Source organism: Streptomyces nymphaeiformis, assembly GCF_014203895.1.
GTDB lineage: Bacteria > Actinomycetota > Actinomycetes > Streptomycetales > Streptomycetaceae > Streptomyces > Streptomyces nymphaeiformis.
Genome location: NZ_JACHJY010000002.1, coordinates 1 through 17469, shown reverse-complemented (window position 1 = coordinate 17469; position 17469 = coordinate 1). Strand labels below are relative to the sequence as shown.

Below are 17469 nucleotides of genomic sequence, written 5' to 3'. Positions count from 1 at the left end.
GAGCCCGCCGCCCGGCAGGTCGGGCCGGTGGGCTCACGCCCCGCTGAGCGCCATCGCGAGGGTCACCAGGGCGAGCAGCGCGAGGTACGCGTACGCGTGGACGCGGTCCGGGATCCGGGGCGGTCGGCGGCGCAGGACGGCGATGACCGGCAGGGCTCCGAGGAGCAGCGCCCCGGCCGCGTACGGGTCGACGAGACCGACCAGTCCGGTGCCGGGCGGCGAGGAGGCGGCGAAGGAGACCGCGACGGCCGGGAGCGCCACGGCGAGGGTGAGGGGGTTGGCCAGCGCGGTCGCCACCCGCATGGGGTGACCGGCCCGGCGCATCGCGGGGACGGTCATCACGCTGCCGCCGACGCCGAGGAAGGCGGCGACCGCGCCGATCGGGGCCCCGGCGGCGGCCGGCAGCGGCCGCGGGGCTCTCCCGGGCCCCGCGTCCGGCCGGGTCATACGGAGGAAACCTGGCCGGAGCAGCAGGTCGAGGGCGGTCAGGGCGGTGTACGCGACGAACGCCCAGCGGGCCAGGGCCGGCGGGGCGAAGCGGGTCGCGTACGCCCCGGCGCAGGCGCCCGCCGCGAGCAGGGGCAGCAGTGCGCCGCTGCCGCGCAGGGCGAGGAGCACGGACCGGGGGGTGACGGCCGTGGCGAAGGCGGCGCTCACGACCATCACCAGGGCCGAGGTGGCGGTGGCCACCGGGAGGGCCGCCGTGCCGAGGGCGGCGTCGGCCCACACCACGACCGGGACCGCCACGAACCCGCCGCCGAACCCGAACAAGACCGTCGTCGCTCCGGTGAGGAGCCCGATCGCCATCAGCATCACCACGTCCATGGGTCAAGATCACCACCCGGCCGGGGGTTCCCGCATGCGATGGTCGGCAGGATTCCTTCGCGTCTCGGCCGGTACGGCGGCCCGGTTACGGTGGCCCGGTGAAGAACATCCCGCTGGACGACGTCGACCACCTCGACCGCGCGGTCCTGCCGATCGGCACCGACTACGCGGCCGGGCAGGTCCTGGACTGGCACGAGCACCGGCGGGCGCAGTTCCTCTACGGGGCGACCGGGGTCATGGTCGTCGACACCGCCGACGGCACGTGGACGGTCCCGCCCGAGCGGGCGGTCCTGATCCCGGCCGCCACCCCGCACCGGGTCCGGATGCTGGGCGTCAGCACCCGCAGCCTGTACGTGGAGCCGGGCGCCGTTCCGTGGTGGCCGGCCCGCTGCACGGTCGTCGACGTACCGCCGCTGCTGCGCGAACTGCTGCTCGCGGCGGTCGAGTTCACGGCCGACTACAGCCTGTCGGGGCGGGAGGGCGCCATCGCGACGCTGTTGTTGCACGAGATCGCCGCGCGCTCTCCGCTCCCCTTCCACGTCGGGATCCCCGCCTCCGGCGACCTCGCGGCGCTGTGCCGGGAGTACCTGGCCGCCCCCGACGCGGCCGTGACCAACACCGACTGGGCGGCCAGGTCCGCCCGGAGCGAGCGGGCGTTCACCCGGCGGTTCCGCGCGGAGACGGGCGAGAGCCCGGCCGTCTGGCGGTCTCGCGCCCGGCTCCTCGCGGCCGTGCCCCTGCTCCGTACCGCGACGGTCAGCGAGGTCTCCGGCCGGCTCGGGTACGGTTCCCCGGCCGCGTTCACGGCCGCCTTCACACGGGCGTTCGGCATGCCGCCGTCCCGCTTCACGGCGGGCCGGGGCCGGGGCTGACGTCAGATCAACGCGTCACCGTCCACTTCTGGTTGGCGCCGCCGGAGCAGCTCCAGATCTGCAGCCGGGTGCCGTTGGCGGAGCTGTTGCCGGTGGCGTCCAGGCACTTGCCGGACTGCGGGTTGACCACGTCCCGGGCGGAGTTGGCGGTCCAGAGCTGGGCGCCCGTGCCGTTGCAGTCCCACAGCTGGACGGGGGTGCCGTCGGCCGTGCCGGCGGAGGTGACGTCGAGGCACTTGCCGAGCGCGCGGACGGTGCCGTCGGCCGCGAGGGTCCACTGCTGGGCCGCGGTCCCGTTGCAGTCGTAGAGCTGGACGGGCGTGCCGTTCGCGGTGTTCGCGCCGGCCACGTCGACGCACTTGCCGCCGATGCCCGTGATCGGTCCCGAGGTGGCGGGCGCGTCGGCGGTGGTGACGCGGACGTGGTCGACGACGAGCTGCTTCGGGAACGTGGTGGAGCCGTCCGGGTCGCCGGGCCAGTAGCCGCCGACGGCGAGGTTGAGGATGAGGAAGAAGGGCTTGTCGAAGACCCAGGTCCGGCCGCCGAGGTCGGCGGGCGTGCGGGTCTGGTAGACCGTCCCGTCCACGGACCAGGTGATCCGGTTGGGCGACCAGTCGACGGCGAAGGTGTGGAAGGCGTCGGCGAAGGCCTGCCCGCCGGGCAGGGTGTAGCCGGCGCCGATGCCTCCGGAGCCGGAGTAGCCGGGGCCGTGCAGGGTGCCGTGCACGGTGGACGGTTCGAAGCCGACGTTCTCCATGACGTCGATCTCGCCCGAGTTCGGCCAGCCGACCTGGCCGATGTCGTTGCCGAGCATCCAGAACGCGGGCCACATGCCCTGGCCGCGCGGCACCTTCATGCGGGCTTCGACGTGCCCGTACTTCGTGGTGAACTTCCCGGCGGTGTTGAGCCGGGCGGAGGTGTACTCGCAGCGCCCGTACCAGCACTGGTAGTTGCCCGGGTTCTCCTTGCGGGCGGTGATCACCAGGTGGCCCTGGCCGTCGAGCGCCGCGTTGCCGTTGCCGGCCGTGTAGTACTGCCGCTCGTGGTTGTTGACGTTGTCGCCGGTCTCGGTCTGCCACCGCGAGCCGTCCACGGCGGATCCCGCGGGTCCGTCGAAGTCGTCGGAGAAGGTGACGGCGGCCGTCCCGGCCACGGGCAGGAGCGCTTCCTGCGGATCGGCGGCCGGGCCGAGCGCCGCGACGGCCAGGGCGACCGCGAGGGCCGCCACCGAGGAGGACAAGGTGCGCAGGCGTGAGCGGGAGGAGGTCATGGGGCTCTCTTCCGTCGGCTGTGGGGGAGGGGGCGGCAGGACGGGTCCACTTCGCCGCCCCCATGATTTAAGGAGTGAAGGAAGGGGCCGTCAAGACATCCGACGCCCCTTCCGACTCCCCACGGCTCAGCGGGAGTTGCCCGCGTGGGTCAGGGTCTCCCAGGCGACGAAGAGGTTGTTCGTGCCGGCCGGCCGAGCGGCCTCGGTGTACTTCTGGGTGTTCGTCATCGCGTATCCCATGCGTCCGTTCAGCGCGTTGAAGCCGACCTCGGTGACGGGTCCGAGGTGGTCCTTGAGGGTGCCGCCGCAGAGCCAGGACGGGACGGGCTCGCCGAGCTCGTACTTCGCCTGGAGGCCGAGGGCGTGGCGCAGCCGGTCGGCGACCTCGGGGTAGAGGTCCTGGCCCTGGATGCGGCCGGTCTCGGCGATGTGCGAGATCGCGGACAGGCCGTAGCCGGTGTGGGTGAGGTCGCGGCAGGTCTCCTGGGTGAGCCCGTCGACGAAGGTGGTCTGCCCCTGCCAGTACCGGACGAGCTCGTCGCGGGTGTCGAGCCCGCTGCCCGGCGCGGCCTTCGGCAGGGCGCCGTCGCTCGCGAGGTAGATGTACGCGGGGACGCGGCCGCGGAACGTGGCGACGGCCTTGTCGTAGGCGGCGCGGTCCTCCAGGAAGACGGCGATGCCGAGGGCGGCCTCGGTCATGCTGAGCTCCCAGTTGCCGTTGGACTGGGAGCCGTTGGCCACCTCGGGGAGGTAGACGGTGCGGAGCATGGCCTTGAAGCGGTCGACGCGGGCCTGCGGCCAGCCGGTGTAGGTGTAGCGGATGATCTCGGCCGCCCGGGGCCAGGAGGAGCCGGCCCAGCCGGTCTGGAGCGGCGCGTTGGAGTTGGTGTGGTCGGTGATGACGCCGGACCAGGCGTCCATGATCTCGATCGCCTTCTCGGCGTAGCGGCTGTCGCGCGTGACGTACCAGGCCAGGGAGAGCGTGTACGCGGCGAGGGCGTCCTCGCGTTCGTCGGTGCAGCCGTAGTCGGGGTTCGAGTACGAGCCGCACTCGACGACCGCCCGGGGCTTCGGGACCCGGGTGAGCGAGGCGTACCTGCTCGCCTTCATCTGGTCGAAGGCGTTCTTCCAGGGCTGCGCCCCGGCGGTGACCTTCTCCCGGGTGAAGTCGAGCTGCCCCCGGGAGACGAGGACGCCGGGGTGGACGAACGCGGCCGGGGCGGCCTCGGCGCGGCCGCCTCCGGGGGTGGCGACGAGCGTGGCCAGCAGGCCGGCGAGGAGGAGGGGGGCGGTGAACCATCTGGTCATGGAGTTACCCCATCTTCACGTATGTGAACGGGCGACGGTTGTCGACGCTGGAACCTAAAGGTCTGAACCAAGGCCGTCAAGAAGGCCCGTTCGCATCGGATCCACCCCGCGGACCGCACACCACCGCCGCACACGAGGCCGAGACGTTCAAATGCGTGAACCAGCCGGAGGGGATCACGACAGCCCGTGTCGTGGGGACGGTCCCGCCTTCCGTACGATTCCCCACGTTGCCACTCATACGTCTGAAGGAGATCAACATGGCCCAGGTCACGCTGAAGGGCAGCCCCGTGCAGGTCAACGGCGCTCTGCCGGCCCCCGGTAGCCAGGCCCCCGACTTCACGCTCGTCGCCGAGGGACTCGCGGACAAGTCGCTCAAGGACTTCGCCGGCCAGCGCAAGGTCCTGAACATCTTCCCGAGCGTCGACACGCCGACGTGCGCCTCCTCGGTCCGCGCGTTCAACGAGAAGGCCGGGCAGCTGGACAACACGGTCGTCCTCTGCATCTCCGCCGACCTGCCCTTCGCCCAGGCCCGCTTCTGCGGCGCCGAGGGCCTGGAGAACGTCAAGAACCTCTCGACGCTCCGCGGCCGCGAGTTCCACACCAACTACGGCGTGGAGATCGCGGACGGTCCGCTGGCCGGCCTGACCGCCCGCGCCGTCGTCGTCCTCGACGAGAACGACACGGTGCTGCACGCCCAGCTCGTGGGCGAGATCGCCGACGAGCCGAGCTACGACGACGCGCTCGCCGTCCTGAAGTAGTCCTCACCGCGTCACGACGCACGGGAGCCCTCCACCGACCCCGGTGGAGGGCTCCCGTTCTTCGTGCCGCGCCTCAGGCGCACCCCGGGCAGAGCCCCCGGTAGGTGACGTCCGCCTTCGACACCGTGAAGCCGAACCGCTCCTCCGGAGGCAGCACGGCCAGCGGGTCCCCCGACGGGCGGACGTCCCGGATGATCCCGCAGTTCGAGCAGACCAGGTGCTGGTGCGGGTGGCGCGCGTTCGGGTCGTAGCGCTTGGCCCGCCCGTCCATGGAGAGCTCCACGACCTCGCCGAGGGCGACCAGCTCACCGAGCGTGTTGTAGACGGTCGCCCGCGCGATCTCCGGCAGGCGCGCCACCGCGCGCGCGTGGACCTCGTCCGCCGTGAGGTGCACGTGTTCCCCGGCCAGGACCTCCGCGACGACGCGGCGCTGGGACGTCAGCCGCCAGCCACGCGCGCGCAGTCGCTCCAGCAGGTCACTCATGTCTCACCTCGGCGGCATAGGCAAACTTGGGGTTCATCTTGACTTGGACACTGTCCATCGTAGGATCGGTTTCGTAAATGGCCAAGGGACAGGAAGACTCCAGCACGGCGGGAGAAGCACACGTGTCACCCGCGCCAGGCCCGTCCGCCGAAACGCACTTCCTGAGCACAGTGATCCGCCATGTCCGGAAGGATTTCCATGTCTGAGAACCACGAAGCGATCGTCACCGACGCGAAGGCGGAGGGCGCAGGCGGCTGCCCCGTCGCGCACGGGCGTGCCTCCCACCCCACCCAGGGCGGCGGCAACAGCCAGTGGTGGCCGAACCGGCTGAACCTGAAGATCCTCGCCAAGAACCCCGCCGTGGCCAACCCGCTCGGTGAGGAGTTCGACTACGCGGAGGCCTTCAAGAACCTCGACCTGCCGGCCGTGAAGCAGGACATCGCCGAGGTCCTCACCACCTCGCAGGACTGGTGGCCCGCCGACTTCGGCCACTACGGCCCGTTCATGGTCCGCATGGCCTGGCACAGCGCCGGCACCTACCGCATCAGCGACGGCCGCGGCGGCGCCGGTGCCGGCCAGCAGCGCTTCGCGCCGCTGAACAGCTGGCCGGACAACGGCAACCTGGACAAGGCGCGCCGTCTGCTGTGGCCGGTGAAGAAGAAGTACGGCCAGAACCTCTCCTGGGCCGACCTCATGATCCTCGCGGGCAACGTCGCCCTGGAGTCGATGGGCTTCGAGACCTTCGGCTTCGCCGGCGGCCGCGCGGACGTGTGGGAGCCCGACGAGGACGTCTACTGGGGCCCCGAGACCACCTGGCTCGGCGACGAGCGCTACACCGGCGACCGCGAGCTGGAGAACCCGCTCGGCGCCGTGCAGATGGGCCTCATCTACGTCAACCCGGAGGGCCCCAACGCCAACCCGGACCCGATCGCCGCGGCCCGCGACATCCGTGAGACCTTCCGCCGCATGGCGATGAACGACGAGGAGACCGTCGCCCTCATCGCGGGTGGCCACACCTTCGGCAAGACCCACGGCGCCGGCCCCGCGGACAACGTGGGCGCGGACCCGGAGGCCGCCTCCCTGGAGGAGCAGGGCCTCGGCTGGAAGAGCACCTTCCGCAGCGGCAAGGGCCCGGACGCCATCACCTCCGGCCTCGAGGTCACCTGGACCACCACGCCCACCCAGTGGGGCAACGGGTTCTTCAAGAACCTCTTCGAGTACGAGTACGAGCTGACGAAGAGCCCCGCGGGCGCCCACCAGTGGGTCGCCAAGAACGCCGAGGCGATCATCCCGGACGCGTACGACCCGGAGAAGAAGCACCTCCCGACGATGCTCACCACCGACCTGTCGCTGCGCTTCGACCCGGTCTACGAGCAGATCTCGCGCCGCTTCTACGAGAACCCGGCGGAGTTCGCGGACGCCTTCGCCCGCGCCTGGTACAAGCTCACCCACCGTGACATGGGCCCGGTCGTGCGCTACCTCGGCTCCGAGGTCCCGTCCGAGGTGCTGCTGTGGCAGGACCCGCTGCCGGCCCGCTCGGGCGAGCTCGTCGACGCCGCGGACATCGCCTCCCTCAAGGAGAAGATCCTCGGCTCGGACCTCACGGTCACCCAGCTGGTCTCCGCCGCCTGGGCCGCCGCCTCCTCCTTCCGCGGCAGCGACAAGCGCGGCGGCGCCAACGGCGGCCGCATCCGCCTGGAGCCGCAGCGCAACTGGGAGGTCAACAACCCGGACGAGCTGGCGCAGGTGCTGCGCGTCCTGGAGGGCGTCCAGGAGTCCTTCAACTCCGCGCAGACCGGGGGCAAGCAGGTCTCCCTCGCCGACCTCGTCGTCCTCGCGGGCGTCGCGGCGGTCGAGAAGGCGGCCGCCGACGCCGGTCACGCCGTCGAGGTGCCCTTCACCCCGGGCCGCGTGGACGCCACCCAGGAGCAGACGGACGTCGAGTCCTTCGCCGCCCTGGAGCCCGCCGCGGACGGCTTCCGCAACTACCTCGGCAAGGGCAACCGCCTCCCGGCCGAGTACCTGCTCATCGACAAGGCGAACCTGCTCACCCTGAGCGCCCCCGAGCTGACCGTCCTCGTCGGCGGTCTGCGCGTCCTGGGCGTGACCCAGCCGCAGTCCTCGCTCGGTGTCCTCACCGAGACGCCCGGCAAGCTGACGAACGACTTCTTCGCCAACCTGCTGGACCTGGGCACGGAGTGGAAGTCCACCTCCGCCGACCAGACCACGTTCGAGGGCCGTGACACGGCCACCGGCGAGGTCAAGTGGACGGGCAGCCGCGCCGACCTGGTCTTCGGCTCCAACAGCGAGCTGCGCGCGCTGGCCGAGGTCTACGCGAGCGACGACGCGAAGGAGAAGTTCGTGAAGGACTTCGTGTCGGCGTGGGACAAGGTCATGAACCTGGACCGGTTCGACATCGCCTGATCCTCGCCGCCGTTCATCGGCGCGACTCCGGGGCCGGCCCGGGTGGCTTTCACGCCACCCGGGCCGGTCCCTTTGCAACGTCCGTCCGGGATTCACATCTTGACGTTGTGTGAGACAACCGAAGAGTGTCGAGCACCGTCCTCACGAAGCGAGAGGGGCACCGCGAGCGGGCCGGTCATCCGGCCTCCTCCCGGTGCTCCGACGATTCCGATCGTGAGGAAGAACGTTTTGATACGTGTCACACGCGGCCTGACCACCGCCGTGGCGTTACTCGCACTGACAGCCGCGTCGCCCTGGCCGGCGACCGCGCAGCCTTCACCTGGATCACCGCGTACCGGGCCGTCGGGGAGCCCGCTCGGTGACCTCACCCTCCCACCGGGCTGGCACGTGACCGGAGGCGGCGCGGACCGGCAGCTGGTCTGGACGGCCCCCGAGCGCGTCCCCGCGGGCGACGCCCGCGTCGAGTTCCACACCGGCGACCGGCTCCTCGGCCGCCCGCTCCCCCGCCCGGACGGGCGCTCCTTCTCCCTCCCCCTCGGCGGCCTCCGGCTCGAAGAGGGCACGCAGCTCCGGGTGACGGCCGGCGGACGGCGGCTCGATGCGGCGGGACGCGCCGAATCCGCGCGCGAACGCCCCCTCGCCCCCGCCGCCGCACCCGAAGCGCCGCTTCCCGTGAACCCGGTCGACCCCGGCGTGCCGGGCCCCTACCGGACCGTCAGCGGCGAGTACGCCCTGAACTCCGTGCGCATACCGGGGTTCCCGCAGCCCGTCGAGATGCGTGCCACGGTCGTCGGCCCGACGGGAGCACCGGGGAAGCGGCCGGTGGTCCTCTTCCTGCACGGCCGCCACGACACCTGCTACACGCCGGGGACGGAGGACGTCCGCTTCACCTGGCCGTGCCCGGCCGGCACCCGGCCGATACCGAGCGAGCAGGGATACCTGCGCGCCCAGCGCCTCCTCGCCTCGCAGGGGTACGTCACGCTGTCGATCGCCGCGAACGGCGTCAACGGCCAGGACTGGCAGGCCGAGGACGGCGGCGCCCAGGCCCGCTCCTCCCTGGTCCGGCTGCACCTCGCCCGCTGGGCGGACTGGACCGCGCACCGGGCCGACGCCCCGGCGGCCGTACGGAAGACCGCGCCGGCCGACCTCTCCCGGGTCCTCCTCGTCGGCCACTCCCGGGGAGGCGAGGGCGTCAACCGGGCCGCGCTCGACAGCCTGAACCCGCCGCCCGCCGCCCAGGACGGCTACCGGGGTCCCGTACGGTGGAAGATCCGCGGCAACGTCCTGATCGGGCCCACGGTGTTCGGCCAGAACCCGGCCCCCGACGTGCCCTCCACGTCCATCCTGCCGGGCTGTGACGGCGACGTGTCCGACCTCCAGGGCCAGATCTACGTCGACGGCACCCGCGGCGTCAGCCGGGGCGCCGCCCTGCACAGCGCGGCGTACGTGATCGGCGCCAACCACAACTTCTTCAACAGCGAGTGGACGCCCGGCCAGGCGAAGGCCGCGGCCGTCGACGACTTCTCGTCCGACGACGGCACCGACCCGGTCTGCTCCCCGGGCACGGCGACCCGCCTGACGGCGACCCAGCAGCAGGCCGCCGGCGCCACGTACATCGCCGCCTCCGCCCGGCTGTTCGTCGGGGGCGACGACGCGGTCCGGCCGCTGCTCGACGGCACCGGCCGCCGCGCGCCCTCGGCCGGTCCCGCACGGGTCCTCACCCACGCCGTCGGCGCGCACCGCACGCCGGCCTTCCTTCCGGGCTCCTCGGTCACCGTCTCCGGCGGCGGCCGCCAGTGCGCCCAGGTCGACCCCGACGCCGCCCGCGCCTGCCTGACGCCCGAGGAAGGCTGGTCGCCGCACTTCGCGTACTGGGAGACCGCCCCGGAGCCGGGCCGCGACGCCGTGGCGATGAAGTGGACGGGTACGGGAAGCCCGGTCACGGTCCGCTCGGCCCGGCCGGTGTCCCTCGCGGGCGCCGCCTCCCTGGCGCTGCGCGTGATCGTCCCGCCCAACAGCACCGGCACCGACCTGGACGTCGCCGTGACCGACGCCTCGGGCCGCCGCGCGGACCTGGGCCGTGCCCGCGTCGACGGTCTGCCCGGGAGCCCGCGCACCGCCGCGTACTGGAGCCGGGAGATCCGCGTACCGCTGACCGCCGCCACCCGGGCGGGCCTGGACCTCAAGCGGATCACCACGCTCGGACTGACCCCGCGCGGCGGCGCCGGACGCGCCTGGCTGATGGACGCCTGGGGCTGGCGCCCCGGCACCCCGGAGGCGCGACCCGCGCCGCTCACGCGCGTCGACCTCGGCCGCCTGACGGTCGCGGAGGGGAACTCCGGGGTCCGGACCTACCGGGTGCCGGTCACGGTCTCCGGGCAGGGCAGCGGCCAGGTCCGCCTGTTCGTCCCCGTGCCGGGCACCGAGGAGGTCACGTCCCGCATCGTGACGGTGCGTCCGGGACGCCACGACATCGACGTACCGGTCGAGGTGCGGGGCAACAGGCGTTACGGCCACGACGTCGCGCACGACGCGTTCGTGAAGGCGGTGCGCGGCACCGTGGTCGGCGCGCACCGGGGCGGGGTGACCGCGCGGAACGACGACGCCATGCCCACCGTGCGCCTGACGCCGGTCGCGGACGACGTGGCCGAGGGCTCGGCCCTGAAATGGCGGGTGGCGCTCTCCGAGCCGGCCGACGTCGACATCTCGGGCGGAGTCCTGCTCAAGCCGGTGACCGACGGTCCGGAGCTGTCCACGAAGGACGTCGACCGGGCCTGGCTGGAGGCACAGTTCGGCGAGGTGGCGGACCCCGCGAGGCCGCTGTCCCGGACGTTCGAGGACGGCACGAGCCTGTGGCTCTCCGTGCCGGCCGGCCAGACGGGCACGGAGGTGACCGTCCCCACCGTCCGCGACGGTGAGGCGGAGCCGGCGGAGTTCCTCCGGGGCGCGCTGTACACGTACGACGAGTCCTGGGAGCAGATCCCGGGCCCGGAGTTCACGGGGCGGGTACGGGACGCGGCGTGAGCTGATCCGACGGAAGCGGGGGCGGCCGGTGTGACCCTTCGGGGCCACCGGCCGCCCCTTTGCGCCACCTCTTGGTGCCACATGGCACCACCTGGCGCCATGTGGCACCACGTGGCACCATCGCGCATGAACGGAAGCGGCGCCACGCGTCTGACACCACCACCCCCCATCTAGGCGTCATGACGTTTTCCCAGGTCAGAGCAGGTGACACCAGAAGGCGCCCCCGCGACACCAAAACACCCCTTGCATGTGGCGCCATTGTGGTGCCATGATGACGCCATGGACCTCACCCCGTATGTCGAGACCCTCCGCCGCGAACTCGCGGTGGCCGCCGAAGCCGGCGGCGACGAGGCGCGCGAGCTGGCCGAGCGGCTGACCGCTCCGCTGGAGTCGGCGACCCGGCTGACCATGCTCAACGTGCTCTCCGCCGCGACGGACGAGATCACCCGCGAACTCGCGCCCGGCTCGGTCGACGTACGGCTCCGGGGCCTCGACCCCGACTTCGTGGTGACGCTCCCGCCCACCGGCGGCGCCCCCGCGGAGCCGGAGGCCGCCACCACCGAACCGCTCCCGGCCCCGGCTCCCGCCGAGGGCGACGAGGGCGGCACCGCCCGCGTCAACCTGCGCCTGCCGGCCCACCTCAAGACCCGCGCCGAGGAGGCCGCGGCCCGCGAGGGCCTGTCGGTCAACGCCTGGCTCGTACGGGCCGTGTCGGCCGCGGTCGGCGGCGGCACCCGGACGCGCCCTCCGGAGAAGTCCCAGAACGTCGGACAGAGCATCACGGGCTGGGTGCGCTGACCGCGCCCCGGCCACCAGCACCTCACCCGCACCACCTCACCCACATCGCGTCCCACCTGCGGGGACGACCTGAAGAGTCAAGAGGACGGGACAGCCATGCCTTCTTTCGACACCCCCGAACCGATCTCGGTCACCGCCTACGTCTACGCCGGTTCCCTCCAGCTCACCGCGAGCGACCGCCTCGACACCGCCGTCGAGGTGCGGCCCCGGAGCCCGAAGAAGGACCTGGACGTACGGGCGGCCGACCAGACCGAGGTCACCTACGCCGGCGGCGTCCTGACCATCACCACACCCAAGGCCAATCTGCTCGGGCGCGGCGGCACCGTCGACGTGACGGTGGAACTGCCCACCGGATCGCGCATCGACATGACCGGCACCGGATCCAGCCTGATCGGCGAGGGCCGATTCGGCGAGGTCCGGGTGAAGACCTCCGCCGGCGACGTCCGCCTCGACACCACCGGCCCCCTGCACCTGACCGCGTCGCACGGCCAGACCACCGTGGAGCGGGTCGAGGGCAGGGCCGAGATCACCAGCAGCTCCGGCAACCTGCGCGTCGGCCACGTCGACGGCCTCGCCGTCCTGAAGAACTCGCACGGCGCCACGACCGTCGGCACCGTGACCGGCGAACTGCGCGTCAGCGGCGCCAACGGCAGCATCGACATCGCGCACGCCGAGTCGTCGGCCACCGTCACCGCCACCAACGGCACCCTCCGCATCGCCGAGGTCTCCCGCGGCGAGGTCCAGCTGGAGACCTCCAACGGCTCCATCGAGATCGGCATCCGCTCGGGCACCGCCGCCTGGCTGGACGTCAACTCCAACCGCGGGCACGTACGCAACACGCTCTCCGCGTCCGAGGCCCCGGACGAGAGCGAGGAGACCGTCAAGATCCGCGCGAGGAGCAACTGGGGCAACATCGACATCCGCCGCGCCAAGGCCTGAGCGCCACCACCCCTCACCCGGCGCCCGCTCCCCCACCCCGGCTTCACCCCTACACCCTTCGATCGGAGGGCCCCATGCCTTCTTCTGTCATGCCCATGATCACTCCGCCCGACCGCCACCCCTCGTCGGCCGCCGTCTCCGCCTCCGGCCTGCGCAAGTCCTACGGCGACAAGGTGGTCCTCGACGGCATCGACCTGCAGATCCCGGCCGGCACGATCTTCGCCCTGCTCGGCCCGAACGGCGCGGGCAAGACGACCGCCGTGAAGATCCTCTCCACGCTGATCACGGCGGACGGCGGCCGGGCCCAGGTCGCCGGCCACGACCTGTCCGCCGCCCCGCAGGCGGTACGGGCCGCGATCGGCGTCACCGGCCAGTTCTCCGCGGTCGACGGCCTGATCACGGGAGAGGAGAACATGCTCCTGATGGCGGACCTGAACCACCTGTCGAAGCAGGAGGGCCGCCGGGTCACCGCCGAACTCCTCGCCCGCTTCGACCTGGCGGAGGCCGCGAAGAAGCCGGCCTCCACGTACTCCGGCGGCATGAAGCGCCGCCTGGACATCGCGATGACGCTGGTCGGCAGCCCGAGGATCATCTTCCTCGACGAGCCGACGACGGGCCTGGACCCCCGCTCCCGCCACAACATGTGGCAGATCATCCGCGAACTCGTCGCCGACGGCGTGACGGTCTTCCTCACCACGCAGTACCTGGAGGAGGCCGACCAGCTGGCCGACCGCATCGCGGTCCTCAACAACGGCAAGATCGCGGCGGAGGGAACGGCCGAGGAGCTCAAGCGCATGATCCCGGGCGGGCACATCCGCCTCCGCTTCACCGACCCGGACGCCTACCGCACCGCCGCGACCGCGCTCACCGGTGCCGCGAGGGACGACGAGGCGCTGGCCCTCCAGCTTCCCAGCAACGGCACTCAGCGCGAACTGCGTTCGGTCCTCGACTGGTTGGACTCCGCGGACATCGAAGCGGACGAACTGACCCTGCACACCCCGGACCTGGACGACGTCTTCTTCGCCCTCACCGCCACCGTCCCCACGCAGTCCAAGGAGTCCGCCCGATGAGCACCCTGTCCCTGGCCGCCCGTGACACGACCACGATGCTGCGGCGCAACCTCCTGCACGCCCGCCGCTACCCCTCCCTCACGCTGAACCTGCTCCTCACCCCGATCATGCTGCTCCTGCTCTTCGTCTACATCTTCGGAGACACGATGAGCGCGGGCATGGGCGGCGGGGACCGCTCCGACTACATCGCCTACGTCGTCCCCGGCCTGCTCCTCATGACCATCGGCACCACCACCGTCGGCACGGCGGTCTCGGTCTCCAACGACATGACCGAGGGCATCATCGCCCGCTTCCGGACCATGGCGATCCACCGCGGCTCGGTCATCACCGGCCACGTCATCGGCAGCGTCCTGCAGTCCGTCATCAGCGTCGTCCTCGTCGGCGCGGTCGGTGTCGCGATCGGCTTCCGCTCGACGGACGCCACGGTGGTGGAGTGGCTGGCGGCCCTGGGCCTCCTCGTCCTCTTCGCCCTCGCGCTCACGTGGATCGCGGTCGGGATGGGCATGGTCAGCCCGAACGCGGAGGCGGCCAGCAACAACGCCCTGCCGCTGACCTTCCTGCCCCTGATCTCCAGCACCTTCGTGCCGGTCGACCAGATGCCCGGCTGGTTCCAGCCGATCGCCGAGTACCAGCCCTTCACCCCGGCCATCGAAACCCTCCGCGGCCTGCTCCTCGGCACCGAGATCGGCCACAACGGCTGGCTGGCCCTGGCCTGGTGCCTCGCCCTCACCGCCCTCGGCTACTTCTGGTCGAAGGCGGTGTTCGACCGAGAAGCCAAGTGACCGAACCCCGGAACGGCCCCAGGGCGGCGCACCCCGACACCCGTCGGCGTGCGCCGCCCTTTCGCCCGCCTGGACGTATTACAACGCTCGATCCAAAACGGTTAGGCTCATCTCATGGCTCGACCACGGATGTTCGACGAGGAACGGGCCCTGGACGCGGCGATGCACACGTTCTGGGAGAAGGGCTACGAAGCCACGTCCACCCAGGACCTGTGCGAGGCCACGGGCCTGGGGCGCAGCAGTATCTACAACACGTTCAAGAGCAAGCGCGATCTGTTCGAGCGGGCGCTGGCCCACTACATCGACACCATGACCACCGCTCAGCTGGCCATCCTGGAGGACTCCCGGCGGAGTGCCGCCGACCGCATCCGCGCCCTGTTCGCCATGGTCGTCGACGGCGAGACGGAGCATCGGGCCGGCGGTCGCAGTCCGGGCTGCCTGACGGTGAACACCACGGTCGAGCTGGCCGCTCACGACAGCCGGACGGCGGCGCTCCTGGAGCGCGACACGGCCCGCAGACTCGCGGTGCTGCGCGCGGTGGTCGAGGAGGGGCGCCGGGACGGCAGCGTCACCTCCCGGCGGGACGCGGAAGCGCTGGCCCGCTTCGTCAACGCGGCGATCGGCGGCATGCGCGTCTCCAGCCAGGGCGGCGCCGACCGGACCACGCTGGAGTCGATCGCCGAAGTCGCCCTCGACGCACTGACCCCCTAGCCGTCCTACCCGCCCCCCACGGGGGGCTTACCCGTACGCACGTTTTGAACTGACCGTTCCATAACCCAGGGAGACCGAACCGTGCCCCGTGCCGTATACGTACTGGCGTTAGGCATCTTCGCCATGGTGACCAGCGAGTTCGTGGTCGCCGGGCTGATGCCGCAGATGGCCGACGGCCTGAACGCCACCGTCCCCCAGATCGGGTACCTCATCACCGCGTTCGCGGTGGCCATGGCGGCCGGCGGGCCGTTCCTCACCGTGGCGCTCATGAAACGTCCCCCGCGCACGGCGCTGATGGTGCTGTTCGCCATCTTCCTGGCGGGCAACGTCCTCGCCGCCACCGCGACCGGCTACGCCACGATGCTGGTCGCGCGGATCGTCACCGGTATCGCCTCCCAGGCCTTCTTCGGCGTGGGCATCTCGCTGTGCGCGCAGATCACGCGCCCCGAGGTCCGCGGCCGGGCGATCTCGGTCGCGATGAACGGCCTGATGCTCGGCACCCTGCTCGGCCTGCCCCTCTCCACCCTGGTCGGCGAACGGTTCGGCCGGCGCGCCGCGTTCTGGACGATCACCGGAATCACCGTGATCGCCGCGGTGGCGACCCTGTTCGGCGCGCCCCGTGTCCAGCGCGTCGAAGGCGGTGGCGGATTCCGTCAGGAGGTCGGCGTCTTCAGGAAGCCCCGGCTGTGGCTGGTGCTGTCCACCAGTACGCTCCTCATCGGCGCCACGTTCTCGGCCTTCAGCTACTTCAACCCGATCCTCACCGGCCTCACCGGCTTCGCCACCGGGACCGTCCCCCTCCTCCTGATCGCCTACGGTGCCGCAACGGTCGTCGGCAACACGGTCGTCGGCCGCTTCGCCGACCGCCACACCGTCCCGGTGCTCGCCCTCGGCCTGGTCCTCAACACCGTGTTCCTGGCCGGCTTCGCCCTCCTCGCCGACGTGCCCGCGGCGGCCGTCGTCTGCATGACGGGCATCGGCCTCGTCGGCGTCACCATGAACCCGGCGATGGCGACCCGCGTCCAGCGCACCGGCAACGCCGGCCCGCTGGTCAACACCGTCCACTCCTCCTTCATCACCCTCGGCGTCATCCTCGGCTCCTCCCTCGGCGCCGTCGTGATCGACGCCTGGGGCCTGCGCGCCCCGCTCTGGCTCGGCGCGGCCATGGCCCTCCTCGGCCTGGCCACCGTCCTGCCCGACCTGGCCCGCCGTGTCACTCCCACGAAGAGGGGGGAGTCCGGTGACCGGACTCCCCCCTCTCCCTTCCGGGATCAGTTCGTTCAGCGCAGGCGGAGTGCCTCGCTGATGGTGGTGAACAGGTCGGTCTGGTTGGTGACGCCCAGGACCCGGTAGGCCTTGGGGCCCTGCGCGGCGATGCGGACCTGGGTGCCGGTGTGCTCCTGGGACTGACCCGGGGTGTTGGTCGAGTAGTTGACCTTCAACTGCTGGCCCTCGTCGGTGACCAGAGTCGAGGACAGACCCGGCGGGGTGGCCTCCAGCGGCACGATCTGGCTGGTGTGACCATGGTCCGCGGTCGTCACGACCAGCGTGTCGGGATGCTTGGCCGCGTAGTCACGGGCCAGCTTGACCGCCCGGTCGAACGCGGCCGTCTCACCGATCTGACCACACGGGTCGGCGGCATGGTCCTGCTTGTCGATCGAGGCACCCTCGATCTGCAGGAAGAAGCCCTGCTCGGAGTGCCTGCGCTGCTGCTTGGCCTCCAGCAGCTCGATCGCCTTCGCGGCGGAGTCGGCCAGGCTCGGGGTGCCCGCCGGACGGTTCGGGTTGGAGGTGACACAACGCTGCGGGTCGGTGCCGCCGACCGCGGCGGGCCTGCCGGTCCACTCCACCGGCACGTTGCCCGGCGCGAACAGACCCAGCACCGGCGCCCCGGGCCTCACCCCCCGCAGACCCGCGTTGTCGGTGACGACCTGGTAGCCCAGCTTCCGCGCCTGCTCGGTGACGGTCAGACCCTTGTAGGCGCCGTCGGTGACCTTCTGGTCGAAACGCTTCCCGCCACCGCCGAACAGCACGTCGACCCGGTGGTTGACCGACTGCTCCGCGATGGAGCCCGGACCGCCGGCCGCGAGGGTGTCGGTGGGGCACTTGGCCATGTCGGCCGGGCCCTGGCAGGAACGGTCGGTGGCGTGCGAGGCCAGCACCGCCGGGGTGGCGTCGGTCAGCTCCGCGGTGGTCACACTGCC

15 protein-coding genes are annotated in these 17469 nt (G+C 71.9%); 10 read left to right on the top strand and 5 right to left on the bottom strand.

Annotation, left to right across the window (positions count from 1 at the left end):
• Positions 1 to 33: 33 nt before the first annotated feature.
• Complete coding sequence (locus tag GGE06_RS06125; RefSeq protein ID WP_184930196.1) at positions 34 to 825, bottom strand: sulfite exporter TauE/SafE family protein; 792 nt, start codon at positions 823 to 825, stop codon at positions 34 to 36.
• A gap of 98 nt (positions 826 to 923) precedes the next feature.
• Between GGE06_RS06125 and GGE06_RS06120 the strand changes: the two genes are divergently transcribed.
• Complete coding sequence (locus GGE06_RS06120) at positions 924 to 1697, top strand: AraC family transcriptional regulator (protein ID WP_116157514.1); 774 nt, start codon at positions 924 to 926, stop codon at positions 1695 to 1697.
• A gap of 7 nt (positions 1698 to 1704) precedes the next feature.
• Here the strand turns inward: GGE06_RS06120 and GGE06_RS06115 are convergent, their stop codons facing one another.
• Both GGE06_RS06115 and GGE06_RS06110 read right to left on the bottom strand, forming a co-directional pair.
• A complete protein-coding gene (locus GGE06_RS06115) occupies positions 1705 to 2967 on the bottom strand; it encodes a glycoside hydrolase family 16 protein (RefSeq protein ID WP_116157515.1) in 1263 nt (420 codons plus the stop codon).
• A gap of 126 nt (positions 2968 to 3093) precedes the next feature.
• Positions 3094 to 4275, bottom strand: a complete 1182-nt coding sequence (locus GGE06_RS06110; protein WP_184930195.1) for an alginate lyase family protein — start codon at positions 4273 to 4275, stop codon at positions 3094 to 3096.
• A gap of 227 nt (positions 4276 to 4502) precedes the next feature.
• On the opposite strand from GGE06_RS06110, the gene tpx reads away from it, so the two are divergent.
• Complete coding sequence (gene tpx, locus GGE06_RS06105) at positions 4503 to 5033, top strand: thiol peroxidase (protein ID WP_246532357.1); 531 nt, start codon at positions 4503 to 4505, stop codon at positions 5031 to 5033.
• Positions 5034 to 5106: 73 nt separating this feature from the next.
• Here the strand turns inward: tpx and GGE06_RS06100 are convergent, their stop codons facing one another.
• On the bottom strand, positions 5107 to 5517 hold the full coding sequence (locus GGE06_RS06100; protein WP_184930194.1) for a Fur family transcriptional regulator: 411 nt from the start codon (positions 5515 to 5517) through the stop codon (positions 5107 to 5109).
• Between the two features lie 198 nt (positions 5518 to 5715).
• Between GGE06_RS06100 and katG the strand changes: the two genes are divergently transcribed.
• The 8 genes from katG to GGE06_RS06060 all read left to right on the top strand — a co-directional run bounded on the left by katG (position 5716) and on the right by GGE06_RS06060 (position 16618).
• Entirely contained in the window at positions 5716 to 7941 is a 2226-nt protein-coding gene (gene katG / locus GGE06_RS06095; RefSeq protein ID WP_116157519.1) for a catalase/peroxidase HPI, read from the top strand.
• A 228-nt stretch (positions 7942 to 8169) separates the two neighbouring features.
• Positions 8170 to 10965, top strand: a complete 2796-nt coding sequence (locus GGE06_RS06090) for an alpha/beta hydrolase family protein (RefSeq protein ID WP_184930193.1) — start codon at positions 8170 to 8172, stop codon at positions 10963 to 10965.
• A 279-nt stretch (positions 10966 to 11244) separates the two neighbouring features.
• Positions 11245 to 11763, top strand: coding sequence for a toxin-antitoxin system HicB family antitoxin (locus tag GGE06_RS06085; RefSeq protein ID WP_116157521.1), 519 nt, complete (start codon positions 11245 to 11247; stop codon positions 11761 to 11763).
• Between the two features lie 96 nt (positions 11764 to 11859).
• Positions 11860 to 12702 carry a DUF4097 family beta strand repeat-containing protein gene (locus GGE06_RS06080; protein ID WP_184930192.1) on the top strand — a complete coding sequence of 281 codons (843 nt, stop codon included), beginning with the start codon at positions 11860 to 11862 and terminating at the stop codon, positions 12700 to 12702.
• A gap of 74 nt (positions 12703 to 12776) precedes the next feature.
• Positions 12777 to 13772 carry an ATP-binding cassette domain-containing protein gene (locus tag GGE06_RS06075; protein WP_184930191.1) on the top strand — a complete coding sequence of 332 codons (996 nt, stop codon included), beginning with the start codon at positions 12777 to 12779 and terminating at the stop codon, positions 13770 to 13772.
• On the top strand, positions 13769 to 14554 hold the full coding sequence (locus GGE06_RS06070) for an ABC transporter permease (RefSeq protein ID WP_184930190.1): 786 nt from the start codon (positions 13769 to 13771) through the stop codon (positions 14552 to 14554). Before GGE06_RS06075 ends, GGE06_RS06070 begins: the two co-directional genes overlap by 4 nt.
• 114 nt (positions 14555 to 14668) lie before the next feature.
• Positions 14669 to 15265 carry a TetR/AcrR family transcriptional regulator gene (locus GGE06_RS06065; RefSeq protein WP_184930189.1) on the top strand — a complete coding sequence of 199 codons (597 nt, stop codon included), beginning with the start codon at positions 14669 to 14671 and terminating at the stop codon, positions 15263 to 15265.
• An 81-nt stretch (positions 15266 to 15346) separates the two neighbouring features.
• The gene (locus tag GGE06_RS06060) at positions 15347 to 16618 is read left to right on the top strand and encodes an MFS transporter (RefSeq protein WP_184930188.1); all 1272 of its coding nucleotides are present in this window, start codon (positions 15347 to 15349) and stop codon (positions 16616 to 16618) included.
• Here GGE06_RS06060 and GGE06_RS06055 read toward each other — a convergent pair.
• On the bottom strand, positions 16546 to 17469 hold a 924-nt coding region (locus GGE06_RS06055; protein ID WP_184930187.1), incomplete at its 5' end, for an alkaline phosphatase. The genes GGE06_RS06060 and GGE06_RS06055 overlap by 73 nt on opposite strands.